The organism is Aeromonas sp. (genome assembly GCF_050252055.1).
In the GTDB taxonomy this organism is placed as follows: Bacteria; Pseudomonadota; Gammaproteobacteria; order Enterobacterales; family Aeromonadaceae; genus Aeromonas; species Aeromonas caviae.
Genome location: NZ_JBFWLQ010000003.1, coordinates 1 through 22823, shown reverse-complemented (window position 1 = coordinate 22823; position 22823 = coordinate 1). Strand labels below are relative to the sequence as shown.

The window sequence follows — 22823 nt, the reverse complement described above, 5'->3', positions numbered from 1 at the left end:
TTCAGTCTGAGTGTAAGTGAAACGATTCAGCTTGTCAGTAACGGATGATTATCTGCACTTGGAAATGGGTTCCGGCTCACCAAAGCGAGAGATCACCGTCTATTGTCAGCAGGCAAGTTACCCAAAAATCGAGTTGAGTTGAGCCGGTACGCCGCGAGGTGAAGCCGGACCTGATGGAGAATCTCTATGTTGAAGTTGGCGCGACAGCAAATCCTGCTGGGACAATCGGTGACGACCAAGGCGGACGCCATCGCCCTGCTGGCAAGCAAACTGACCGACGCCGGTCTGGTTGAAGCAGGTTACGTGGACGGCATGCTGGCGCGGGAAGCGCAGCACGCCACCTATCTTGGCAGCGGTATCGCCATTCCCCACGGCACCACGGATACCCGTCATCTGGTGAAGAGCACCGGTGTCATGGTGGCCCAGTTCCCCCACGGCATCGAGTGGGACGAGGGGCAGATTGCCTACGTCGCCATCGGCATCGCCGCCAAGTCCGACGAGCACCTGGGGATCTTGCGCCAGCTCACCCACGTGCTGGGTGACGAGCAGGCCGCAGCCCAGCTCAAGGGGGCGACCGACGAAGAGACCATCATCAATATCCTGACTGGCACGACTGCCGCCAAAGAGGTGCAATACCTGACCCTGGCGGACTTCCCGGCCGACGACCAGGACCAGTTGCTGCTGGGGGCAGCGGCCCGCGCCAAATCCGCAGGCTGGGGAGACGCCGCCATGGTGAGCGCCCTCCTGGCCAGCCAGCCTGTTCACCTGGGGGAGGGCATCTGGCTGGCCCGTGCGCAAGCGGCCCAGACCGGTTGGGTGCTGGCCACCCCGAGCACCCCGCTGAACGTCGGTGAATTGCCGGTCAGCGCCCTGCTGCTGCTGTGTGCCGCAGATAGCGGCCATTTGCCGCAACTCGAGAATCTGGCCAAGCTGGCCGCAGCCGGCCAGCTGGCCACCCTTTCTGGCAGCGACGGTCTTGCCATGTTGCAGGCGGGTCCGGCGAGCGGGCTGTCCGAGACCTTCACCATCATCAACCCCCACGGTCTGCACGCGCGTCCGGGCGCCATGCTGGTCAAGGTGGCCAAGGAGTATGAATCCGACATCCGCGTCGCCAACCTCGATGGCAGCGGTGAAGCCGTCTCTGCCAAGAGCCTGATGAAGGTGATCGGGCTTGGGGTCAAGTGCGGTCATCGTCTGGCGTTTCGCGCCGAAGGAGCGGATGCCGAAGCAGCCCTCAAGGGCATTGGCGAAGCCATTGCCGCGGGTCTTGGCGAGGGGGCGCACTGATGGACATCGTCACCATCACCCTCAATCCCGCGCTCGATCTCACCACCCGTCTGGAGGCCATGCACCCTGGCGAGGTCAATCTGGTGAGCGAGGCCAACTTGCGCGCCGCGGGCAAGGGGATCAACGTCGCCATGGTCTTGAAAGATCTCGGCCGTGACGTAGGCCTGACCGGCTGGCTCGGTGAGGGCAACCAGCAGAGCTTCGTCTCCCTGTTCGAGGAACGTGCTCTTGCCGATCACTTCGTGCGCGTGGCGGGCGACACCCGGATCAACGTCAAGATCTCCGAACAATCCGGCCGGGTGACCGATCTCAATCTGCCGGGACTCGCCGTGCAGGAAGGCGATGTCAGCGCCCTGGAAGCGGCGCTGGAGCGACTGGCTCCCCACACCGACTGGTTCGTGCTGGCGGGCAGCCTGCCCAAAGGGGTGTCCCCCGATTACTGTGGCCATCTGATCCGCCTGCTCAAGGCCAAGGGCAAGCAGGTGATCTTCGATTGCAGCGGCGCGGCGTTGAGCGAAGGGATCAAGGCGGCGCCGACCCTGGTCAAACCCAACCTGGAAGAGCTGAGCCAGTGGGCCGGTCGCCCCGTGAAGACCCTGAGCGAGCAGGCCGAGTGCGCCCGCGCGCTGCAGGCAAGCGGGATCCCCAACGTGGTGATCTCCAATGGTGCCGACGGCCTCATCTGGTTTGCACCGGATGCCACCTGGCAGGCGATTCCGCCGCGCATGGAGGTGGTCAGCACCGTGGGTGCCGGCGACTCCCTGGTGGCGGGCCTGGTCCATGGCATGAGCCTGGACTGGACGCCGGAGCAGACCCTGCGTCTGGCCACCGCCGTCTCGGCATTGGCGGTGAGCCAGGTCGCGGTCGGCTTCAACGATATCAATGTGCTCAAACCGTTACTCGAGCAGGTGCGCGTACAGCGTCTGGATGATCTGGCACCGACTCAACCCCAACCCCATTTGATGGCTAACTCAGGAGATGCCCAATGAAAGCAATTCTGGTTACGGCTTGCCCGGCGGGCATTGCCACCAGCTTTCTCGCTGCAAAACGGATAGAACAGCAGGCCAAACTGGCTGGCTGGGAGCTCACCCTCGACGTCGACTCCAGCGTGCAGCCCCGTCAGGTTCCCTCGAAAGAGCAGATTGCCGCCGCCGACCTGGTGCTGGTCGTTGCCAGCGCATCGGTGGATCTGGCCGCCTATGACGGCAAGTCGCTCTATCGGGGCGACATGGATCTGGCGCTCCAGGATCCCGCTGCCCTGCTGGAAGCCGCGCGAAGCGGTGCCAGCGTCTATCGCCATGAGGCGGCACCTGCCGTTGCCAAACCGGCCAGCGGTGCCAAGCGCATCGTGGCGGTGACGGCCTGTCCGACCGGGGTGGCCCACACCTTCATGTCGGCCGAGGCCCTGGAGACCATGGCCAAGCAGCTGGGTCACCAGATCCGCGTCGAAACCCAGGGCTCGGTCGGTGCCCAGAATGCCTTGACGGCGGACGAGATTGCCGCCGCCGATCTGGTGTTCCTCGCCACTGACATCGAGGTGGACATGGCGCGCTTTGATGGCAAGCCGGTCTATCGCACCAGCACGGGGGCTGCCCTGAAGAAAACCCGGGCCGAGCTCGACAGGGCCTGGACCGAGGCGAAGGTCTATCGCCACAGCGGCGCGGCTGCGGTCAAGAAAGAGGAAAAGGCGGGCCCCTACAAGCACCTGCTGACCGGTGTCTCCTTCATGCTGCCCATGGTGGTGGCGGGGGGCCTTATCATCGCGCTCTCCTTCATCTTCGGCATTGAAGCGTTCAAGGAAGAGGGGACGCTGGCCGCGGCCCTGATGAAGATCGGTGGCGGCTCCGCCTTCGCCCTGATGATCCCGGTGCTGGCAGGCTACATCGCCTACTCCATCGCCGACCGTCCGGGTCTGGCGCCCGGCATGATCGCCGGTATGCTGGCAAGCTCGCTCGGCGCCGGTTTCCTTGGCGGCATCGTCGGCGGCTTCCTCGCCGGTTACAGCGCCAAGTTCCTGAGCGACAAGGTGCGCCTGCCGGTCACCCTGGAAGCCCTCAAGCCCATCCTCATCATTCCGCTCTTTGCCAGCCTGTTCACCGGTCTGGTGATGATCTACGTGGTGGGTGGCCCGGTGGCGGGCATCATGAACGCCATGACCGAGTTCCTCAACAACATGGGCTCTGCCAACGCCGTGCTGCTGGGTGTCATCATCGGCGCCATGATGTGCTTCGACATGGGTGGCCCGGTCAACAAGGCGGCTTATGCTTTCGGTGTCGGCCTGCTCGCCTCCAAGACCTATGCCCCCATGGCAGCGGTCATGGCCGCCGGCATGGTGCCTGCACTGGGGATGGGGATCGCGACCTTCCTGGCCAGCAGAAAGTTCATCAAGGCGGAGCAGGAAGCGGGCAAGGCCTCCTTCGTGCTGGGTCTGTGCTTCATCTCCGAGGGGGCTATCCCGTTTGCCGCCAAGGATCCCATGCGCGTCATCCCGGCCTGCATGGCGGGCGGCGCCCTGACCGGTGCGCTCTCCATGCTGTTCGGCTGCGAGCTGGTGGCACCCCACGGCGGTCTGTTCGTGCTCTTCATCCCGAACGCCATCAGCCATGTGATGATGTACATCCTGGCGATCGCGGCCGGTTCTCTGGTGACCGGGGTGGCCTACGCCATGCTCAAGCGTGGCGAGGAGCAGGCCAAGCTGGCGACCGCCTGAGGACGTCACGGCGTGACACACCCTTCATGACAAGGCGGCCCTGGGGCCGCCTTTCTTGTTGAGGGGAGGGGCAAAGGGGGATTTAAAAATCCCAGCCCGGCGGGGGCGGCGGATCGGCCGCCTCTGCGGCCTGCGCCTTGCGGCGAGCGGCCTCGACCCTGGCCTTGCGGCTGCGGCACAGGCGCATCACCTCCTGCTGCTGGGCAGGGGTCATGGCAAGCCAGTTGAAACGCTCCTCGCGGCTTCGCAGGCATCCCTTGCAATACCCCTTGTTGTTCAGTTCGCAGACCCCGACACAGGGGCTCTGGAGCGGGAAGATTTCGAGCTGTTCCATCCATGACCTCTCACACCTTGTCACCTTGTTATAACCCAGAAGATCACGGCAGGAGAAATCCGTCGTCAGGGGCGTGAAGGCGTTTGCTTTCCCCGGGCAATTTTGGCATCTTCCCCGCCGTGCAAGACACTCGGTGTTATATGAGGACATATGAATAGACATGCGTACTGGTTGGCCGCCGCCGTGGTGGGGCTGGCCGGTTGTGCGGGCAACCCTGAACCGGTCAAGGTGCCCCAGAAGAAGGCGGAGTCCGGATGTTTTCTGAACTGCGAGATCCCTGTGAATCTGGGTAAGCAGTATCTGGATGGTGCCCTGCCGGGGGATCTGGTGCGGGTGGAGCGGGTCAACAGCCGCGCCCGCGCCGATTACAGCAAGTTCGGTCCCCAGAGCCGGATGGTGATGGAACGCTCCGGCCGCATGGCGAGCCGCTACGGTGAGCTTTACCGTCAACTCTCACGCTGGGTCGCCAATGGGGGCAATCCCGCCCATATCACCCAGTACGGCATCAGCCTGGCGCAGCTTGGCGGTGCCGACCGCATGGGCAACGTGCTCTTCACCGGCTACTACTCGCCGGTGCTGGAGGTGCGCCATCGCCCGGACGCCCAGTACAAGTATCCCATCTATGCCATGCCCAACTGCGGCGGTCGCTGCCCTAGCCGGGCCGAGATCCACCGGGGGGCGCTGGCCAACCGGGGGCTGGAGCTGGGCTACAGCAAATCCCTCATCGACAACTTCCTGATGGACGTGCAGGGTTCCGGCTTCGTTCACTACGGCGATGACGACCGGTTGCAGTACCTCGGTTACAGCGGCAAGAACGGCCACGGCTATGTCAGCATTGGCCGGGTGCTCATCGACCGTGGCGAAGTGCCCAAGGAGCAGATGTCCATGAAGGCCATCAAGGAGTGGGCCAACCGTCAGCCGGAAGAGAGCGTGAAGGAGCTGGTGGAGCAGAACCCTTCCTATGTCTTCTTCGAGCGCCGTCCCACCAATGACGTGGTGGGGGCTGCCGGCATTCCGCTCTTGCCCATGGCGGCGGTGGCTGCCGACAAGACCCTGCTGCCGATGGGCACGCCGATCCTGGCGGAAGTACCGCTGCTGGACAAAGAGGGCAACTGGACCGGCAAGCACCAGCTGCGGCTGTTGATTGCGCTGGATGTGGGGGGCGCGGTGAAGAAGGGCCACCTTGACCTCTACCACGGCATGGGGGAGAAAGCCGGTGTCGCGGCCGGTCACTACAAGCACTTTGGCCGGGTCTGGAAGCTGGGTCTGCACCACGGGCCGACCGCCGCCCCCTGGTTGTAACGCCCCCGGGTTGTAATGTAAGAGGGGCCATGGCCCCTCATTTCCCTCAAGAGACGGGAGATTCCCATGAAAAAAGCCGCCGGAGCAATCCGGCGGCTTTTTGTTTGCAGGGCAGATCTGGCGACAAGGGCCGTCAGCCCTTTCGGATATCGAGCTTGATGGCGCCCACCGGCTGGCAGCAGCAGGGGAGGCACTCCCCCTGGGAGACAAAGGCGAGCGGGACGGCGGCGTAGTGCACCTTGCCCGCCAGCAGCGGGGTACGGCAGGCGCCGCAATAGCCGCTGCGGCACTGGAACTCCACGTGATGGCCGTGGCGCTCCAGGGTCTCCAGCACGCTTTCGCCGGGATGGGGGTGCAGCACACCGTCCAGGGTCTGTACCTGGGGGGCTTGCCCCTCCGGCGCCGTGGTGGCGGTATGCAGGGGCGCGTTCAGGGTGGCGGTGGCGTCACTCACGGACGTCGCTCTCCCGCATCATGGTCTGCCAGCAGAGGTCGCCTTGCATCACAGCTCGAAGTCACCCAGATCGTCGGCGTGCACTTCACTGTCTATCTGACCCACCAGATAGGAGCTTACTTCCACTTCCTGGGGCGCCACCTGCACGTTGTCGGAGGAGAGCCAGGTGTTGATCCAGGGGATGGGGTTCTGCTTGGTGCCGGCAAAGGCCGGTTGCAGGCCGACGGCCGCCATGCGCAGGTTGGTGATGTATTCCACGTACTGGCAGAGGATGTCCTTGTTCAGGCCGATCATGGAGCCATCCTGGAACAGGTACTCGGCCCACTCCTTCTCCTGCAGGGCTGCTTCCTTGAACAGCTCGAAGCAGGCCTGCTCGCACTCGACGGCGATCTCCGCCATGTCGGGGTCGTCGTTGCCGCTGCGCATCAGGTTCAGCATGTGCTGGGTGCCGGTCAGGTGCAGGGCCTCGTCACGGGCGATCATCTTGATGATCTTGGCATTGCCTTCCATCAGCTCGCGCTCGGCGAAGGCGAAGGAGCAGGCGAAGCTCACGTAGAAGCGGATTGCTTCGAGGGCGTTGACGCTCATCAGGCACAGGTAGAGCTTCTTCTTGAGCTCCCGAAGGCTGATGGTGACTTCGCGATCCCCGATCCGGTGGGTCCCCTCACCGTGCAGGTGATAGACGGAGGTGGCCTCGATGAGATCGTCATAGAAGTGGCTGATGGAGCCGGCGCGCTTCAAGATCTGCTCGTTGGTCACGATGTCGTCGAACACCTGGCCCGGGTTGTTGACGATGTTGCGGATGATGTGGGTGTAGGAGCGAGAGTGGATGGTCTCGGAGAAGGCCCAGGTCTCGATCCAGGTCTCCAGCTCCGGGATGGAGACCAGGGGCAGCAGGGCCACGTTGGGGCTGCGGCCCTGAATGGAATCCAGCAGGGTCTGGTACTTCAGGTTGGAGATGAAGATGTGCTGCTCGTGGGGCGGCAGAGCCTGGAAGTCGATGCGGTCGTGGGAGACATCCACCTCTTCCGGGCGCCAGAAGAAGGAGAGCTGCTTCTCGATCAGCCGCTCGAAGATGTCGTGCTTTTGCTGGTCATAACGGGCCACGTTGACCGACTGGCCGAAGAACATCGGCTCCTTGAGCTGATCGTTTTGGGTCTGGCAAAAAGTAGAGTAAGCCATGGTTAGAATGCCGTGAAATAGGGAAAACAGGAGGGCGGGAGCTTGATGCTCCCGCCCGGTTTATCAGTGCGTTTCGCGGTTAGATCTTGCAAGCCCCGCCAGCGCAGCCGTCATCTTGCAGATCGGTCTGGGTGTCGTCGGCACCATCACGGGTGTTGTGATAGTAGAGGGTCTTGAGACCGTATTTGTAGGCGGTCAGCAAGTCTTTGAGCAACTGCTTCATCGGCACCTTGTTGCCTTCGAAGCGGGCCGGGTCGTAGTTGGTGTTGGCGGAGATCGCCTGATCCACGAACTTCTGCATGATGCCGACCAGCTGCAGGTAACCGTCGACGCTCGGCTGTTTCCACAGCAGTTCGTACTGATCCTTCAGGCGGTGGTACTCCGGTACCACCTGCTTGAGGATGCCGTCCTTGGAGGCTTTCACCGACACCAGGCCGCGGGGCGGCTCGATGCCGTTGGTGGCGTTGGAGATCTGGCTGGAGGTCTCGCTCGGCATCAGGGCGGTCAGGGTGGAGTTGCGCAGACCCACGGTCTTGATCTCTTCGCGCAAGGTTTCCCAGTCCAGGTGCAGGGGTTCATTGCACAGGGTGTCCAGATCCTTTTTATAGGTATCGATGGGCAGGATACCCTGGGCATAGGTGGTCTCGTTGAAGGCCGGGCAGGGGCCGAACTCGCGGGCCAGTTGCACGGAGGCTTTCAGCAGGTAGTACTGGATCGCCTCGAAGGTGCGGTGGGTCAGGGCCAGACCGGAACCATCGGAGTAGCGGGCACCGTTTTTCGCCAGGTAGTAGGCGTAGTTGATGACGCCGATCCCCAGAGTGCGGCGGTTCATGCTGCCCTTCTTGGCGGCCTTGAGCGGGTAGTCCTGATAGTCGAGCAGGGCGTCCAGAGCGCGCACGGCCAGCTCGGCCATCTCTTCCAGATCTTCCAGCTTCTCGATGGCGCCCAGGTTGAAGGCGGAGAGGGTGCACAGGGCAATCTCGCCGTCCTCGTCATCCACGTTGTTGAGCGGCTTGGTGGGCAGCGCAATCTCGAGGCAGAGGTTGGACTGGCGCACCGGCGCCACGGACGGGTCGAACGGGCTGTGGGTGTTGCAGTGATCCACGTTCTGGATGTAGATGCGACCGGTACCGGCGCGCTCCTGCATCATCAGGGAGAAGAGATCCACCGCCTTGAGGGTCTTCTTGCGAATGGCCGGGTCCTGCTCGTACTTGACGTAGAGCGCTTCAAACTTGTCCTGGTCCGCGAAGAAGGCGTCATAGAGGCCGGGTGCATCGGACGGGGAGAACAAGGTGATATCGCCGCCCTTGATGAGGCGCTGGTACATCAGCTTGTTGATCTGCACGCCGTAGTCCATGTGACGGACCCGGTTCTCTTCCACGCCGCGGTTGTTCTTCAGTACCAGCAGGCTCTCCACCTCGGTGTGCCACAGCGGGTAGAACAGGGTGGCCGCACCGCCGCGCACGCCGCCCTGGGAGCAGCACTTCACCGCAGTCTGGAAGTATTTGTAGAAGGGGATGCAGCCGGTGTGGAAGGCTTCGCCGCCACGGATGGGGCTGCCCAGACCACGGATGCGACCAGCGTTGATGCCGATGCCGGCGCGCTGGGACACGTAGCGCACGATGGCGCTGGCGGTGGCATTGATGGAATCCAGGCTGTCGTCGCACTCGATCAGCACGCAGGAGCTGAACTGGCGGGTCGGGGTGCGCACGCCGCTCATGATCGGGGTCGGCAGGGAGATCTTGAAGGTCGAGACCGCATCATAGAAGCGCTTGATGTAGTCCAGACGGGTATCTTTCGGATACTTGGAGAAGAGGCAGGCCGCTACCAGGATGTAGAGGAACTGCGGGCTCTCGTAGATCTCGCCGGTGACACGGTTCTGGACCAGGTACTTGCCTTCGAGCTGCTTGACCGCCGCGTAGGAGAAGTCCATGTCGCGCCAGTGATCGAGGTAGCCGTTCAGCTCCTCAAATTCCGCCTGGCTGTAGTCTTCCAGCAGGTGCTTGTCGTACTTGCCCATGTCCACCAGTCTGGCGACGTGCTGATACAGGTGGGGCGGCTCGAACTGGCCGTAGGCCTTCTTGCGCAGGTGGAAGATGGCCAGACGGGCAGCCATGTACTGGTAGTCCGGGCTTTGCTCGGAGATGAGGTCAGCTGCAGCCTTGATGATGGTCTCGTGGATGTCGGCGGTACGGATACCGTCATAGAACTGGATGTGGGACTTGAGCTCCACCTGGGAGACCGACACGTTGTCGAGCTTCTCGGCAGCCCAGTCGAGCACGCGGTGAATTTTATCCAGATCGATGGGTTCTTTGTGTCCGTTACGCTTCGTCACAAACAAGTTCATTGGCTGATGACCCCTTTCATTGATACCTGCCGGTATCGGTTGATTCCCGAAAAGCCATCGCACAATGACGCAACCCGGCTCCGTCTGTCGAGGGAAACTGGGTAGGGATTGTGCGATGAATCACAAGATGTAGTGTTATTTTTAATGCGAACTACAAGATAGTGAGGTCGATGCGGTAATGCAATCTGTGGATAACGCATTAGCTGTGGATAAATTGTGGGTGTCGGGACGGGAGTTAGTGGACGCTCACAGCGAACGGGTTTTCATCCGTCCGATCCGTCAAATGCAAGTCCGGCGATCGAAGATGGAAAATTAAAATAACTTTTTTTGCTTGCGAAAGCAGGGTGTTTTTACTAGCAAATCCGGCCTGCTCATCCCTTGTGCAGTCAGGGTCAAAAGGTGTCCTGTTACGCCGTTCGGGGGGTTGCCAAGCCTGTAAAAAGAGGGATCGTCCGGGATCCCTCTGGTGTGCTGCGGGGGGAGCTGCGCGCCGGGGCCGATGCCCACATGGCCATCGGGACAACATCAAAGTTGCCCCGCAGATCCACCTCTATCCGGATGCCTTGTCGCTCATGGGCAATGAACGTGTCAGCTCAGCTCGTAGCGCAGCCAGTGGTGCAGGGCCTGCACGGTATCAAAGTGAAGATCGGCGCCCCAGAGGGCCGGATCCTCGTCATCATTGAGATAACCCCAGCCAGCCACCGCGGTACGCATGCCGGCATTGCGGCCAGCCTCGATGTCGCGCACGTGATCCCCCACATAGAGACACTGGCTGGCCGCGATGCCGAGGCGCTCGCAGGCAAAGAACATGGGGGCGGGGTCGGGCTTGCGCACCGGCAAGGTGTCGGCGCTCACCGTCACGCCGCAACTGGCGAGTTCGGGCAGGGCTGCCAGGAGCGGTTCGGTGAGAAAGCCCGGCTTGTTGGTGACAATGCCCCAGGGCAGCTTTTTCTCGTCGAGCCACTCGATGAGATCCACCATGCCTTCATAGGGACGGGTGCCGACGCAGAGGTTGGCGGCGTAGTAGTCGAGCAGGGCGGTGCGAAGGCGGGTGGCCCCCAGCTCCTCCAGCAGCTCGTCCCCAAGACCGGCCCTGAGCAGCCCGAGGGCCCCGTGGGAGGTGGTCTGACGGATGATGTCGTCAGAGAGCGGGGCAAAGCCTTCGCTTATCAGCACGTGATTGACGGCGGCGCCAAGGTCTGGGGCGGTGTCGAGCAGGGTGCCGTCCAGATCAAACAGCACGCAGCGCAGGGGCATCGGGTGAGGTGTGCTCATCAGCCTTGCTCCGGGCGCTCGAACGCCACCATGTAGTTGACGTCGACATTCTTGCCGAGCTTGAAGCTGTTGGAGAGCGGGGCGTAGTGAACGCCGCTCATGTCCCGCACCAGCAGGCCCGCCGCTTCCCCCATGCGACAGAGTTCGGCGGGGGTGATGAACTTCTTGTGATCGTGAGTGCCCTTGGGGACCATCTTCATCAGGTACTCGGCCCCGAGGATCATCATCAGATAGGCTTTGGGGTTGCGGTTGATGGTGGAGACGAACACCTTGCCCCCCGGTCGTACCAGGATGGCGATGGCGCGCAGCACCGAGGCCGGGTCCGGCACGTGCTCCAGCATCTCCATGCAGGTAACCACGTCATACTGGCCAGGCGCTTCATCGGCGTGGGCTTCGGCGGTGATCTGGCGGTACTCGAGCTCCACACCTTGTTCCAGCGCGTGCAGGCGGGCGACGCCGAGGGGTTCCTTGCCCATGTCGATGCCGGTGATGCGGGCACCCCGGCGGGCCATGCTCTCGGAGAGGATGCCGCCACCGCAGCCGATGTCGAGCACGCGCTTGCCAAACAGGCCGCCGCTCTTGTCGGTGATCCAGTCAAGGCGCACCGGGTTGATTTGATGCAGCGGCTTGAATTCGCCCTCCATGTCCCACCAGCGGGAGGCGATGGCTTCAAATTTGGCGATTTCTGTCAGATCGACATTGGCATCACTATTCATGTTTTGATGATCCTGTGGCAAGGCGCGCAGCGGGCTGGGCGCGCGCAATCTATTGTCCTGGCGCGCATTATAACGGACCGACCTCGTCGCACCAGCCCGATATGCTCATCGGATTTGTGGCTTAATGTATTTGGCTCAGTGTGTTACCATGTCGCGCTGTTTAAGCCAAAGAACAACTAATTAGGGATTAAGGCTTTCTATGAGCGATCTGGCCAGAGAGATCACGCCGGTCAACATCGAAGAAGAGCTCAAGAGTTCCTATCTGGATTACGCCATGAGCGTGATCGTAGGACGAGCTCTGCCGGATGTGCGTGATGGCTTGAAACCGGTTCACCGCCGCGTTCTGTATGCAATGAACGAGCTGGGGAACGACTGGAACAAGCCCTATAAAAAATCGGCCCGTGTGGTCGGTGACGTAATCGGTAAATATCACCCGCATGGCGACAGCGCCGTGTATGACACCATCGTCCGGATGGCGCAGGATTTCTCCATGCGCTACATGCTGGTCGACGGTCAGGGCAACTTCGGTTCGGTGGACGGCGACAACGCCGCGGCCATGCGTTACACCGAAGTGCGGATGGCGCGCATCTCCCACGAGCTGCTGGCCGATCTGGACAAAGAGACCGTGGACTGGGTGCCGAACTACGACGGTACCGAGATGATCCCGGCTGTTATGCCCACCAAGGTCCCAACCTTGCTGGTCAACGGCTCCTCCGGTATCGCGGTGGGCATGGCGACCAACATCCCGCCTCACAACCTCACCGAGATTGTCAACGGCTGCCTGGCGCTGATCGAAAACGGCGACCTCACCATTGACGAGCTGATGACCCATGTCACCGGCCCGGATTTCCCCACCGGCGGCATCATCAACGGTCGTTCCGGCATCGTGCAGGCGTACCGTACCGGTCGCGGCTCCGTCTATGTGCGGGCCAAGGCTGAAGTGGAGGTGGACGAGAAGACCAGTCGCGAGACCATCATCGTTCACGAGATCCCCTATCAGGTGAACAAGGCTCGCCTGATCGAGAAGATCGCCGAGCTGGTCAAAGAGAAGAAAATCGAGGGCATCAGCGCCCTGCGCGATGAGTCCGACAAAGACGGCATGCGCATCGTCATCGAGATCAAGCGTGGCGAGTCCGGCGAGATTGTGCTGAACAATCTCTACAAGCACACCCAGATGCAGACCACGTTCGGCATCAACATGGTGGCGCTGGACAACAACCAGCCCAAGGTGATGAACCTCAAAGAGATCCTGGATGCGTTCCTGCTGCACCGCCGTGAAGTGGTGACCCGCCGGACCGTGTTCGAGCTGCGCAAGGCGCGGGATCGGGCGCACATCCTGGAAGGGTTGGCGGTGGCATTGGCCAACATCGACCCCATCATCGAGCTCATTCGCCACAGTGCGACCCCGGCGGATGCGAAAGCCGCCCTGGTAGCCAAGGGCTGGGAGCTCGGCAACGTGGCCGCCATGCTGGAAAAAGCGGGCGACGACGCGGCTCGCCCCGAGTGGCTGGAGCCCGAGTTCGGCATCCGTGAAGGGCAGTACTTCCTGACAGAGATCCAGGCCCAGGCCATCCTTGACCTGCGTCTGCACAAGCTGACCGGCCTCGAGCACGAGAAGATCCTGGAAGAGTACCAATCTCTGCTGGATCTCATCGCCGAGCTGCTGCACATCCTGGCAAGCCCCGAGCGCCTGATGGAAGTGATCCGTGACGAGCTGCTGGCCGTGCGCGAGCAGTACGGCGACGAGCGTCGCACCGAGATCAGCATGTCCAGTGCCGAGATCAACATCGAAGATCTGATCACCCCGGAAGACGTGGTCGTTACCTTGTCTCACCAGGGCTATGTGAAGTATCAGCCGCTCTCGGACTACGAGGCCCAACGTCGCGGTGGTCGTGGCAAGTCGGCCACCCGGATCAAGGAAGAGGACTTTGTGGAGCGTCTGCTGGTGGCCAACACCCACGACACCATTCTGTGCTTCTCCACCCGTGGCAAGGTCTACTGGCTCAAGGTGTATCAGCTGCCGGAAGCGTCCCGTGGCGCCCGCGGTCGTCCGATCATCAACCTGCTGCCGCTGGATGAGGGTGAGCGCATCACCGCCATCCTGCCGGTGAAAGAATATGACGCCGACAAGTATGTCTTCTTCGCTACCGCCAACGGCACCGTGAAGAAGACCAGCCTGTCTGACTTCAGCCGTCCGCTCTCCTCCGGTATCCGTGCCATCAACCTCAAAGAGGGTGATGAGCTGATCGGGGTGGACATCACAGATGGCAGCAACGAGATCATGCTCTTCTCCGATGCGGGCAAGGTGGTTCGCTTCGCGGAAGGCAGCGGTCGCGCCGATGCCGATGCCACTGACGAAGTCGACACCGATGACGACGCCGGCAACGACGATGACGGCAGCGACAACGGCGAAGGCACCGAAAGCAAGGGCACCTTCAAGGGCGTACGTCCCATGGGTCGTACCGCTGCCGGTGTGCGCGGCATCAAGCTGGGCGCCGGTGACAAGGTGGTCTCCCTCATCGTGCCCCGTGGTGATGGTGCCATCCTCACCGCCACCGAGAACGGTTACGGCAAGCGCACCGCGCTGGACGAGTACCCGACCAAGAGCCGTGGTACCCAGGGCGTCATCTCCATCAAGGTGGATGAGCGCAACGGCAAGGTGATCGATGCGATCCAGGTCGAAGATACCGACCAGATCATGCTGATTACCAACGGCGGTACCCTGGTTCGTACCCGGGTGTCCGAGGTGAGCGTCATCGGCCGCAACACCGGCGGTGTGCGTCTGATCCGTACCGGTGAAGACGAGACCGTAGTCGGTCTGCAGCGCGTTGCCGAGAGCGACGAAGAGGAAACCGAGGCCCTGGCTGTTGAAGGGGAGGTGTCTGAAGGCACCGACACCGCAGCGGACGCTGGCTCCGTCGATACTGGGGAGGCGGGCGACGAGTAATCGTCCCCCTTTGTCCGGTGCAAAAGAGCGACCTTGATGGTCGCTCTTTTTTTGTCCGCCTCACCGCAGGCTCTCCCCGTCCCTGTGCTTGCCCTGGCGCCCTCTTTTCTGCTGCCAGGCTCCGTCTGCCGTGCATGCAGCCCTGCCTGCCACGGCGTCATCTTCCTGATATGCAGGGTTGGTCCCATCGCATCAACACGATTCCTTCACTCGACTGTCATGGCCCTGTCATGACGGCCAGCCATGCTGCCTGCGTTGAATGAGGCCACCACAGAGGCAGGCATCGCTTGCCAGGAGCACTGTAATGACGAGCTGGGTAATGTGGGAGATCTGGTGGAGCCGGATGTGGGGAGGGCAGGAGAAGGCGCGCCTTAGGGTGGATGAGGAGGAGGTGGCGCACGAGCCATCACGCCTGCCTGCGGAGCTGATTGCACAGCGCCACCCAGCGGGGAGCTGCCCGCCGAGACCACGGGGCTGACGGCGCTCAGAACAGACGCAACTGCTCGCCCGGGCGGATGAAGGCGGCCGTATTGAGTGCTATATGGCGCTTGCCCAGTTGCAGCCGCCTGCTGATCAGGCGAAAGCGCTGGGCGAGCAGGTCGGCAAACAGTCCTGCACCTCGCATGCGGCTGCCAAAGGTGGCGCTGTTGAGTGCGCCACCCCGGCTTGCCCGCAGCTGGTTGAGGATCGCCTCTTTCTGGCCGGGATAGTGCGTATCGAGCCAGTCGCAAAAGAGGGTGGTGAGCTCGTGGGGCAATCGCAGCAAGATGTAATCCGCACAGCCCGCCCCGGCGTCGACGGCGGCCTTGATGATCTGTTCCAGTTCCGGCTCGTTGAGCCTGGGGATCATGGGGGCGGCGAGCACGCCGACCGGCACACCGGCCTTGGCCAGTCGTTCGATCACCTTGATCCGCCCAACCCCCGTGCTGGCCCTGGGCTCCAGCTGTCGCCTCAGCGTCTCATTGAGGGTGGTTACCGACACCATCACCTGGCATAACCCTTCTCGGGCCAGCTCGGTCAGCAGATCGAGGTCGCGCAGGATCATGGCGCTCTTGGTGATGAGCCCTACCGGATGGCGATGAGCCAGCATCACCGTCAGGAGTTCGCGAGTCAGGCGATAGTGGTGCTCGATGGGTTGATAGGGATCGGTATTGGCCCCCAGCACGATGGTTTGTGGCTGATAGGCTGGCTTGGCAAACTCCCGTCGCAGCAGCTCGGCAGCATTGATTTTGGCAAACAGCTTGCTCTCGAAATCCAGCCCGGGGGAGAGCTCAAGGTAGGCGTGGCTGGGTCTGGCATAGCAGTAGATGCAGCCATGCTCGCACCCCTGATAGGGATTGATGGAGCGACCGAAGGGAAGATCCGGCGAATCGTTGTAGCTGATGATGCTGCGGGCACTGATCTCCGTCACCTCGGTGCGGGGAGCGCTGGCGGCAAATGCCGCGTCCCAGTCGCTCTGACTCCAGCCGTCGTCAACGGTTTCGATTTGCGGGCCGCTGAAGCGGTGCTCGACATTGTGGTTCGCGCCTCGTCCTGCCATCACATCACCAATACACTGTTTATATATACAGTTATTTTGCTGTGTAGCCCGTCAAACTGCAAGTTCGCAAAGAGCGACCCCATGAAAGAGGGTGAACCCAGGTGATCTCCTGCTTGATCTGTTGCTACATTTCGTTTACATAGACGAAATGCGAACCAGATCACGGAAAATGTCATGCAACCTACTACCGCCCGCTGGCTCTTCATCGCCCTCATTGCGCTGGTCATCTGGCGTCTGATCCCGCTCTCCACCGAGCAGGAGCTGGCGGCGGCCAACCGCGCCTGGCGGACAGGGCACTTTGATGAGGCGACCCGGATCTGGTCGCCCCTGGCGGAGCAGGGCCAGCCACGGGCACAGGCGCTGATGGGTTGGAGCCATGAAGTGGGGCAGGGGAGCGAGCAGGATATGGATCGCGCCATCCGACTCTATCGTCAGGCTGCGCAGGCGGGGGACGCTGTCGGCCAGTATCGGCTGGGAGAGGTCTATCTGCGCGGGGCCGGGGTGAAGCGGGATCTGCACGAGGCGTTTCGCTGGATGGAGCTGGCAGCCAGGAACGGTGATGTGCCCGCCATGCTGAAGGTGGGCATCCTGCACCTGATGGGGGTCAACGGGCGGGTTGAACTGGCCGAGGCGAAGCAGTGGCTCTATCAGGCCTCGCAAAAGGGCAACAAGATGGCACTCCAGGTGTTGCAGGAGATGGCGCTGGCCGAGGAGGGGCGCAGCGCCTTCGATTTCAATGGCCACTCTTTTCTAAACGCCGGTTAGGGATCAACGGCTAGCGGTGACTTTGCCGGGCGTCACGTCGGTGACATAGAGGGTACTGCGCTCGGCACTGTGGACGATGCTGCATACCTCCCGCTTGCTGCCATCACCCAGGATCACCAGCTCACCGATATGAACGGGACAGTGAGTCGTAAGAAGGTGATCCGGATGAACCAGCTTTTCTGCATGCTCAGGAAATGAAATGTCGTAGGTGTACATCATGCTCTCCTTGCTTTGGCTGACGCCTCAATCTGGTACAGGGTATGGCAGCAGAAGGGCGCCCTCGCAAGTACGACAGATTGACACCCGCGCTTAGGCGGTATGCAAAATCGCCAAGACAGCTTGTCTGGGTTGTCGCGTCTGATACAATCCCCCGCTGTACCTCTCAATGGATGGCCTTGCACACGCCATATGGTGTGCCACTGCCGTGTACCAACCGTATTGTGAACGGTGAAACTCGGGAGTGAACAGCTGGACATGAAAGGGTTTCTCCAACCTGCATGTGGCCTTTGGTAGGGGTCACCACTGTATAAGGAAACACCTAATGCCAATCATTACTCTGCCTGACGGCAGCCAACGTCAATTTGCCCACGCCGTTTCCGTCATGGATGTGGCCGCGGACATCGGTCCCGGTCTCGCCAAGGCGTGCATTGCCGGTCGGGTAAACGGTGAACTGGTGGATGCTTGCGAGCTGATCGAAGCCGATGCCTCCCTGGCCATCATCACCGCCAAAGACGAAGAAGGTCTGGACATTCTGCGCCACTCCTGTGCTCACCTGCTGGGTCATGCCATCAAGCAACTCTGGCCCCAGACCAAGATGGCCATCGGTCCCGTCATCGACAACGGTTTCTACTACGACATCGATCTCGACCGCACCCTGACCGACGAAGATCTGGCTGCCCTGGAAGAGCGCATGCTGGCGCTGGCCGCCAAGGATTACGACGTCATCAAGAAGAAGGTCTCCTGGCAGGAAGCGCGCGACGTGTTCGAAGCCCGTGGCGAGACCTACAAGGTCGAGATCCTGGATCAGAACATTGCCCGTGATGACCAGCCCGGTCTCTATCATCACGAAGAGTACATCGACATGTGTCGCGGCCCGCACGTGCCCAACATGCGTCATTGCCACCACTTCAAGTTGCAGAAGATGTCCGGCGCCTACTGGCGCGGCGACTCCAACAACAAGATGCTGCAGCGCATCTACGGCACCGCCTGGGCCGACAAGAAGCAGCTCAAGGCCTATTTGCAGCGTCTGGAAGAGGCCGCCAAGCGCGACCACCGCAAGATAGGCAAGCAGCTCGACCTGTACCACATGCAGGAAGAAGCGCCGGGCATGGTGTTCTGGCACAACGATGGCTGGACCATCTTCCGCGAGCTGGAAACCTTCATCCGCGGCAAGCTCAAAGAGTACGACTATCAGGAAGTGAAAGGCCCCTTCATGATGGATCGCGTGCTGTGGGAGCGTTCAGGTCACTGGGAGAAATACGCCCAGGCCATGTTCACCACCCAGTCCGAAAACCGCGAGTACGCCATCAAGCCGATGAACTGCCCGGGTCACGTGCAGATTTTCAACCAGGGTCTGAAATCCTACCGCGATCTGCCGTTGCGCATGGCCGAGTTCGGCTCCTGCCACCGCAACGAGCCGTCAGGCTCCCTGCACGGCCTGATGCGGGTACGGGGTTTCACCCAGGATGACGCCCACATCTTCTGTACCGAAGAGCAGATCATGGAAGAGGTGTCTGCGTGCATCCGCATGGTCTATGACGTCTACGGTACCTTCGGTTTCGAAAACATCGTGGTCAAGCTCTCGACCCGTCCGGAGCAGCGTATCGGCTCTGATGAAGCCTGGGATCGTGCCGAGGCCGCGCTGGCCGAGGCGTTGGAACTCAACGGCCTGAAGTACGACCTGCAACCGGGCGAGGGGGCTTTCTACGGTCCCAAGATCGAGTTCACCCTGCACGATTGCCTTGATCGTGCCTGGCAGTGTGGTACCGTGCAGCTCGACTTTGCCCTGCCGGGCCGTCTTGGCGCCACCTATGTGGGCGAAGACAACGAGCGCCACATCCCCGTGATGATCCACCGCGCCATTCTGGGCTCGCTGGAGCGCTTCATCGGGATCCTGACGGAAGAGTACGCCGGTCTGTTCCCGACCTGGCTGGCTCCGACCCAGGCCGTGGTCATGAATATCACGGATAACCAGGCCGATTATGCTGTGAAAGTTGCCAAGGCATTGAATGATGCGGGCCTTCGCGCAAAAGCGGACTTGAGAAATGAGAAGATTGGCTTTAAAATCCGCGAGCATACTTTGAAGCGAGTACCCTTCATGCTGGTCTGCGGCGACAAAGAGGTAGAAGCCGGCAAGATTGCAGTGCGTACTCGTAAAGGGGCTGACCTGGGCTCTTATCCTGTTGAAGAGCTGATTGCTCTGTTGACCCAGGAAGTTCAGACCCGCGGACAAAAGAAAGTGGAGGAATAAGCTATAAAAGGCGGAAAAAAACTGGGCAAGCAACCGCAAGCCCGCGCTCACCGGATCAATGAAGAGATCCGTCTGAAAGAAGTTCGTCTGACTGGTCTGGATGGTGAAGCCATTGGCATCACCTCCATTCAGGATGCGCTGAACTTGGCCCTTGAGGCTGGAGTGGATCTGGTCGAGATCAGTCCGAACGCTGAGCCGCCCGTTTGCCGGATCATGGATTACGGCAAATTCCTCTACGAAAAGAGCAAGACCACCAAAGAACAGAAGAAAAAGCAGAAAGTCGTCCAGGTCAAGGAAATCAAATTCCGTCCTGGCACCGACGAAGGCGACTATCAGGTAAAACTACGCAACCTGGTTCGCTTTCTGGAAGACGGGGACAAGGCAAAGGTCACCCTGCGCTTCCGTGGTCGTGAAATGGCCCACCAGGATCTTGGTATCAAGGTTCTCGAGCGCGTCAAGAACGATCTGGAAGAGCTGGCCGTAGTCGAATCATTCCCGAAAGTCGAAGGCCGTCAAGCTGTGATGGTCCTCGCACCCAAGAAGAAATCTTAAGGCCCACAAGAAATTGACTCATGGGGCTGGCCCCATGAGTCGGTTCGCCTTGCGATTTTGTTGTCACTCACAATGCGGAGTATGAAATGCCGAAGATGAAAACCAACCGGGGCGCGGCAAAGCGCTTCAAGAAGACTGGCTCAGGTCGCTTCAAGTGCAAGCATAACCACCTGCGTCACATCCTGACCAAGAAGAGCAGCAAGCGTAAGCGTCAGCTGGGACCGAAGTTCTTTGTTTCCGCTGCCGACCACAAACGTGTTGTCGCTTGTCTGCCGTACGCATAAGGGGGGATGTGAAAAATGCCAAGAGTTAAACGTGGTGTGACCGCTCGCGCTCGTCACAAGAAAGTAATGAAAGCCGCCAAGGGTTACTACGGCGCACGTTCCCGTGTCTACCGCGTAGCGGTACAAGCGGTAACCAAAGCTGGTCAGTATGCCTACCGTGACCGTCGCCAGAAGAAGCGTCAGTTCCGTCAACTGTGGATTGCGCGTATCAACGCTGCAGCCCGTCAGAACGGCCTGTCCTACAGCCGTCTGATCGACGGTCTGAAGAAGGCTTCCATCGAGATCGATCGCAAGATCCTGTCCGATATCGCCGTTCACGACAAGCTGGCTTTCACCGCCCTGGTTGAAAAAGCTAAAGCAGCTCTGGTCTAATCCAGCTCTGTTATAAAAATAAAGGAGGCTCAGGCCTCCTTTTTTGTATCTGTAACTTGCTGTTTTTCATCACTTTTTCCTTCCCTGTGTCCACATATTGTCCTCGGGTTATCTGGATGTGGTCACTCCGGCAGTTCTGCCAGTTTCACCTCGAGTACTGTGCTCATCAGCGAGTATCTCCCCGCTTACCTAGATAAGGCTCTTAGGCAAACATTGTTGGTGATATCAGCCTTGACTCGTCAGTTATTGACGGATTCTGTTTGAGTCTGTGACATCTATTGGATTTCAATATCTTGATGTTGACGTGTGGCATTATTATTCATACTGTTGCCCTTAAATGGATTCACTTGGGCTTATAGATGGGCAATGCAGCAAAAGTCGGCGACATCGGCACAGACCATGATGGTTTTCGACCTACAAAGGTGACCGCAGGTTCTCCAGATGTTTTTATTGATGGTTTGCCTGCTGCAAGAGTCGGTGATCCCCTTGAACCTCATGACAAGCCAAATCACCCACCTCATCCTAGAGAAATTGCTGCGGGCTCAAGCAGCGTTTTTGTGAATGGGAAACCACTGGCCTTTACTGGCAAAGGGATTTCTTGCGGAGGGGTCATCATTGGTGGCGGCACAGTCACTGTTGGTGACTCTGGACCAGGAGGCAGTTCATCAATTTCCTCCCTTCTCTCAAATGCAAAGTGGATTGGCTTCACCATGCCAGCAGCGTTTGATTACGATGGCGTCAAGTGCATAGCTACCCTGGACGATGGTTCTGTGGTTCAGGGTCAATTCAATCAGCAGAATCAGGTGATGTTTTCGTCTATCTCGGGGGCTACGTGCGTGAAGCTAGAAGTTGAGAGCTTTGAGCATGAACAAATTGGCCAAAGTTTAGCGGAAGTATTACTTGGAAAAATCATCGGGTAATGGTGTATGGCATACGCACAAGTAGAAGGTAGTTTTTCGGCAAAGCAGCAACATCCAGTTGAAGACCCTGTTTTAAGCAAAGCATTGGCTGCTTTTGAAGGAGCTGCAATCAAGTTCTCTACTGATGCAATTAGTGATGCAAATGTAAGAAGCAGTTATACCTCGAACATCAAGAGAGTTGTTACAGAGGTCAAGCAGTTGGCTGCGGCGAAGAAAATATCGGTAAAAGAAGCTGCGGAGTTTTGCTATGAGATGCGCAATCAGATCATGGCTGAACATAGAAAATATACCTCAGCTCAAGGGTTAGCTTTGGCTGAGCGTCATAAAAAAGCACCACCGTCTTTGGATCAGTTGTTTGATAAGTACGCCAAGAAGAAGTTTGGTAAGGATTTCAAAAGCTTGTCTGCCCAGCAGAAAGGAGCGATTCATTACGAAATCATTGAGTCATCTGCCCGCGATAACCCCAAGTTCACTACCGCAAATCGCCGCCTTAAAGTTCTTGGTAAAGTAGGGGTTATTGTCACTGCAGCTTTGGCAACTCACGCAGTGCTCAATGCAGATAACAAGCCTAAAGAAGCGGTGAAGCAGGGGATGCAGATAGGTGGTGGTGTTGCAGGAGGATGGTTGGCCGGTTTGGCTGTATCTTCTGTGTGCGGCCCTGGTGCTCCTTTTTGTGCAATCGCCTTGGTTTTATTAGGTAGTATTGCAGGTGGTGTGGCGGGCTCTGTTGTTGCCGATAGCCTTGATGAAGAAATAGAGGAATTTACTCGTTGGCAGATCAACTGACAGATAAGGACTTGTGCGAAGCTTTATCAGACATCTTTGTTGATAACGAAGTTGACTATGATTATATCGCTTCAGTTGCTAGGAACTTTCCATTGGATCATGTTGAGTCCGTGCTATTTGAGTGGGTTGCACCAGTTTGCTACAGCAATGGCCTCTCTCCGGTTCCTCCTGTCTGGTCTGGTTTTGAAAGCGAAGTTCTGTGGCGTGATATCCAAGATCTCATAGCCAAAGAGAAAAGTGCAGGTTTGGTCAGGAAGGGGATTATCAATATCAGACAACGATATCTTAGAAGAGAGTATGGCGATGAATGGCGCAAGCTATCTGCCCTACTGACTCAAAGTTGATAAAGTTGCGATAGGATCTGTTGTTGTATTAGCCAGCAATATTTCAGTTATCAAATCAGCGTCAATTACTCATAACTCTTTGAAATAATAGGTTGTACAGATCTAGTTCTCACCTGACACCGGCCTCAAACCGGTGTCTTGTTTACGCTACTTTAGTGCGCACTTCCTTCGGTATCAATTTCAGACCCTTTTTGAACATGCTGTAGGGAGTCTGTCCTTCCATCATCCTGCCTTGA

The 22823-nt window shown here is 59.5% G+C and carries 22 protein-coding genes; 14 read left to right on the top strand and 8 right to left on the bottom strand.

The window, feature by feature from the left end; all coding sequences use genetic code 11:
• Positions 1-186 precede the first annotated feature (186 nt).
• From fruB to fruA, 3 genes are read left to right on the top strand one after another with little or no spacing between them, the layout of a single operon-like run.
• Positions 187-1287, top strand: a complete 1101-nt coding sequence (gene fruB, locus AB7E19_RS06175; protein ID WP_266142078.1) for a fused PTS fructose transporter subunit IIA/HPr protein — start codon at positions 187-189, stop codon at positions 1285-1287.
• Positions 1287-2276, top strand: coding sequence for a 1-phosphofructokinase (gene pfkB / locus AB7E19_RS06170; protein WP_049636760.1), 990 nt, complete (start codon positions 1287-1289; stop codon positions 2274-2276). The genes fruB and pfkB overlap by 1 nt, the downstream gene beginning before the upstream one ends.
• The gene (fruA, locus tag AB7E19_RS06165) at positions 2273-3997 is read left to right on the top strand and encodes a PTS fructose transporter subunit IIBC (protein WP_319891855.1); all 1725 of its coding nucleotides are present in this window, start codon (positions 2273-2275) and stop codon (positions 3995-3997) included. Before pfkB ends, fruA begins: the two co-directional genes overlap by 4 nt.
• Before the next feature lie 82 nt (positions 3998-4079).
• Here the strand turns inward: fruA and AB7E19_RS06160 are convergent, their stop codons facing one another.
• Positions 4080-4331: a DUF1289 domain-containing protein gene (locus tag AB7E19_RS06160; RefSeq protein WP_039040754.1), complete on the bottom strand. Its 252-nt coding sequence runs from the start codon at positions 4329-4331 to the stop codon at positions 4080-4082.
• 150 nt (positions 4332-4481) lie between these two features.
• On the opposite strand from AB7E19_RS06160, the gene mltA reads away from it, so the two are divergent.
• Positions 4482-5633, top strand: a complete 1152-nt coding sequence (gene mltA / locus AB7E19_RS06155; RefSeq protein WP_029314565.1) for a murein transglycosylase A — start codon at positions 4482-4484, stop codon at positions 5631-5633.
• Positions 5634-5766: 133 nt separating this feature from the next.
• Here the strand turns inward: mltA and yfaE are convergent, their stop codons facing one another.
• The 5 genes from yfaE to ubiG all read right to left on the bottom strand — a co-directional run bounded on the left by yfaE (position 5767) and on the right by ubiG (position 11607).
• The gene (gene yfaE / locus AB7E19_RS06150) at positions 5767-6087 is read right to left on the bottom strand and encodes a class I ribonucleotide reductase maintenance protein YfaE (protein WP_042863899.1); all 321 of its coding nucleotides are present in this window, start codon (positions 6085-6087) and stop codon (positions 5767-5769) included.
• A 48-nt stretch (positions 6088-6135) separates the two neighbouring features.
• Positions 6136-7269 carry a class Ia ribonucleoside-diphosphate reductase subunit beta gene (gene nrdB, locus AB7E19_RS06145; protein ID WP_010674816.1) on the bottom strand — a complete coding sequence of 378 codons (1134 nt, stop codon included), beginning with the start codon at positions 7267-7269 and terminating at the stop codon, positions 6136-6138.
• A 79-nt stretch (positions 7270-7348) separates the two neighbouring features.
• Positions 7349-9616 carry a class 1a ribonucleoside-diphosphate reductase subunit alpha gene (gene nrdA, locus AB7E19_RS06140; RefSeq protein WP_279955996.1) on the bottom strand — a complete coding sequence of 756 codons (2268 nt, stop codon included), beginning with the start codon at positions 9614-9616 and terminating at the stop codon, positions 7349-7351.
• Between the two features lie 588 nt (positions 9617-10204).
• Positions 10205-10891 carry an HAD family hydrolase gene (locus AB7E19_RS06135; protein ID WP_201872696.1) on the bottom strand — a complete coding sequence of 229 codons (687 nt, stop codon included), beginning with the start codon at positions 10889-10891 and terminating at the stop codon, positions 10205-10207.
• Positions 10891-11607, bottom strand: coding sequence for a bifunctional 2-polyprenyl-6-hydroxyphenol methylase/3-demethylubiquinol 3-O-methyltransferase UbiG (ubiG, locus tag AB7E19_RS06130; RefSeq protein WP_427934739.1), 717 nt, complete (start codon positions 11605-11607; stop codon positions 10891-10893). The genes AB7E19_RS06135 and ubiG overlap by 1 nt, the downstream gene beginning before the upstream one ends.
• A 199-nt stretch (positions 11608-11806) precedes the next feature.
• On the opposite strand from ubiG, the gene gyrA reads away from it, so the two are divergent.
• Positions 11807-14554, top strand: a complete 2748-nt coding sequence (gene gyrA / locus AB7E19_RS06125) for a DNA topoisomerase (ATP-hydrolyzing) subunit A (RefSeq protein WP_323925721.1) — start codon at positions 11807-11809, stop codon at positions 14552-14554.
• A 304-nt stretch (positions 14555-14858) separates the two neighbouring features.
• Complete coding sequence (locus AB7E19_RS06120) at positions 14859-15032, top strand: hypothetical protein (protein WP_164882096.1); 174 nt, start codon at positions 14859-14861, stop codon at positions 15030-15032.
• Between the two features lie 6 nt (positions 15033-15038).
• Here the strand turns inward: AB7E19_RS06120 and AB7E19_RS06115 are convergent, their stop codons facing one another.
• On the bottom strand, positions 15039-16094 hold the full coding sequence (locus AB7E19_RS06115) for a PA0069 family radical SAM protein (RefSeq protein ID WP_323925723.1): 1056 nt from the start codon (positions 16092-16094) through the stop codon (positions 15039-15041).
• Between the two features lie 174 nt (positions 16095-16268).
• Here AB7E19_RS06115 and AB7E19_RS06110 point away from each other — a divergent pair, with 174 nt between their 5' ends.
• Complete coding sequence (locus tag AB7E19_RS06110; protein ID WP_324063465.1) at positions 16269-16859, top strand: tetratricopeptide repeat protein; 591 nt, start codon at positions 16269-16271, stop codon at positions 16857-16859.
• Between the two features lie 3 nt (positions 16860-16862).
• On the opposite strand, the gene AB7E19_RS06105 is transcribed toward AB7E19_RS06110, so the two are convergent.
• A complete protein-coding gene (locus tag AB7E19_RS06105; RefSeq protein ID WP_010674802.1) occupies positions 16863-17075 on the bottom strand; it encodes a hypothetical protein in 213 nt (70 codons plus the stop codon).
• A gap of 325 nt (positions 17076-17400) precedes the next feature.
• Between AB7E19_RS06105 and thrS the strand changes: the two genes are divergently transcribed.
• From thrS to AB7E19_RS06070, 7 genes are all read left to right on the top strand, one after another.
• On the top strand, positions 17401-19329 hold the full coding sequence (gene thrS / locus AB7E19_RS06100; protein ID WP_010674801.1) for a threonine--tRNA ligase: 1929 nt from the start codon (positions 17401-17403) through the stop codon (positions 19327-19329).
• A gap of 3 nt (positions 19330-19332) precedes the next feature.
• Entirely contained in the window at positions 19333-19881 is a 549-nt protein-coding gene (gene infC, locus AB7E19_RS06095; protein WP_026139078.1) for a translation initiation factor IF-3, read from the top strand.
• Between the two features lie 86 nt (positions 19882-19967).
• Positions 19968-20165 carry a 50S ribosomal protein L35 gene (gene rpmI / locus AB7E19_RS06090; protein WP_005300673.1) on the top strand — a complete coding sequence of 66 codons (198 nt, stop codon included), beginning with the start codon at positions 19968-19970 and terminating at the stop codon, positions 20163-20165.
• 15 nt (positions 20166-20180) lie between these two features.
• A complete protein-coding gene (gene rplT / locus AB7E19_RS06085) occupies positions 20181-20537 on the top strand; it encodes a 50S ribosomal protein L20 (RefSeq protein ID WP_010674800.1) in 357 nt (118 codons plus the stop codon).
• 359 nt (positions 20538-20896) lie between these two features.
• Positions 20897-21457, top strand: a complete 561-nt coding sequence (locus AB7E19_RS06080; protein ID WP_427934738.1) for a type VI secretion system PAAR protein — start codon at positions 20897-20899, stop codon at positions 21455-21457.
• A 6-nt stretch (positions 21458-21463) separates the two neighbouring features.
• A complete protein-coding gene (locus AB7E19_RS06075; protein WP_427934737.1) occupies positions 21464-22243 on the top strand; it encodes a hypothetical protein in 780 nt (259 codons plus the stop codon).
• Positions 22228-22587, top strand: a complete 360-nt coding sequence (locus tag AB7E19_RS06070) for a DUF7079 family protein (protein ID WP_427934736.1) — start codon at positions 22228-22230, stop codon at positions 22585-22587. Before AB7E19_RS06075 ends, AB7E19_RS06070 begins: the two co-directional genes overlap by 16 nt.
• Positions 22588-22823 lie beyond the last annotated feature (236 nt).

Excerpts from the sequence above, each read along its gene's own strand:
- fruB (WP_266142078.1), top strand. The coding sequence starts at position 187 with ATGTTGAAGTTGGCGCGACAGCAAATCCTGCTGGGACAATCGGTGACG.
- pfkB (WP_049636760.1), top strand. The coding sequence starts at position 1,287 with ATGGACATCGTCACCATCACCCTCAATCCCGCGCTCGATCTCACCACC.
- fruA (WP_319891855.1), top strand. The coding sequence starts at position 2,273 with ATGAAAGCAATTCTGGTTACGGCTTGCCCGGCGGGCATTGCCACCAGC.
- AB7E19_RS06160 (WP_039040754.1), bottom strand. The coding sequence starts at position 4,331 with ATGGAACAGCTCGAAATCTTCCCGCTCCAGAGCCCCTGTGTCGGGGTC.
- mltA (WP_029314565.1), top strand. The coding sequence starts at position 4,482 with ATGAATAGACATGCGTACTGGTTGGCCGCCGCCGTGGTGGGGCTGGCC.
- nrdB (WP_010674816.1), bottom strand. The coding sequence starts at position 7,269 with ATGGCTTACTCTACTTTTTGCCAGACCCAAAACGATCAGCTCAAGGAG.
- nrdA (WP_279955996.1), bottom strand. The coding sequence starts at position 9,616 with ATGAACTTGTTTGTGACGAAGCGTAACGGACACAAAGAACCCATCGAT.
- AB7E19_RS06135 (WP_201872696.1), bottom strand. The coding sequence starts at position 10,891 with ATGAGCACACCTCACCCGATGCCCCTGCGCTGCGTGCTGTTTGATCTG.
- ubiG (WP_427934739.1), bottom strand. The coding sequence starts at position 11,607 with ATGAATAGTGATGCCAATGTCGATCTGACAGAAATCGCCAAATTTGAA.
- gyrA (WP_323925721.1), top strand. The coding sequence starts at position 11,807 with ATGAGCGATCTGGCCAGAGAGATCACGCCGGTCAACATCGAAGAAGAG.
- AB7E19_RS06120 (WP_164882096.1), top strand. The coding sequence starts at position 14,859 with ATGACGAGCTGGGTAATGTGGGAGATCTGGTGGAGCCGGATGTGGGGA.
- AB7E19_RS06115 (WP_323925723.1), bottom strand. The coding sequence starts at position 16,094 with ATGGCAGGACGAGGCGCGAACCACAATGTCGAGCACCGCTTCAGCGGC.
- AB7E19_RS06110 (WP_324063465.1), top strand. The coding sequence starts at position 16,269 with ATGCAACCTACTACCGCCCGCTGGCTCTTCATCGCCCTCATTGCGCTG.
- AB7E19_RS06105 (WP_010674802.1), bottom strand. The coding sequence starts at position 17,075 with ATGTACACCTACGACATTTCATTTCCTGAGCATGCAGAAAAGCTGGTT.
- thrS (WP_010674801.1), top strand. The coding sequence starts at position 17,401 with ATGCCAATCATTACTCTGCCTGACGGCAGCCAACGTCAATTTGCCCAC.
- rpmI (WP_005300673.1), top strand. The coding sequence starts at position 19,968 with ATGCCGAAGATGAAAACCAACCGGGGCGCGGCAAAGCGCTTCAAGAAG.
- rplT (WP_010674800.1), top strand. The coding sequence starts at position 20,181 with ATGCCAAGAGTTAAACGTGGTGTGACCGCTCGCGCTCGTCACAAGAAA.
- AB7E19_RS06080 (WP_427934738.1), top strand. The coding sequence starts at position 20,897 with ATGGGCAATGCAGCAAAAGTCGGCGACATCGGCACAGACCATGATGGT.
- AB7E19_RS06075 (WP_427934737.1), top strand. The coding sequence starts at position 21,464 with ATGGCATACGCACAAGTAGAAGGTAGTTTTTCGGCAAAGCAGCAACAT.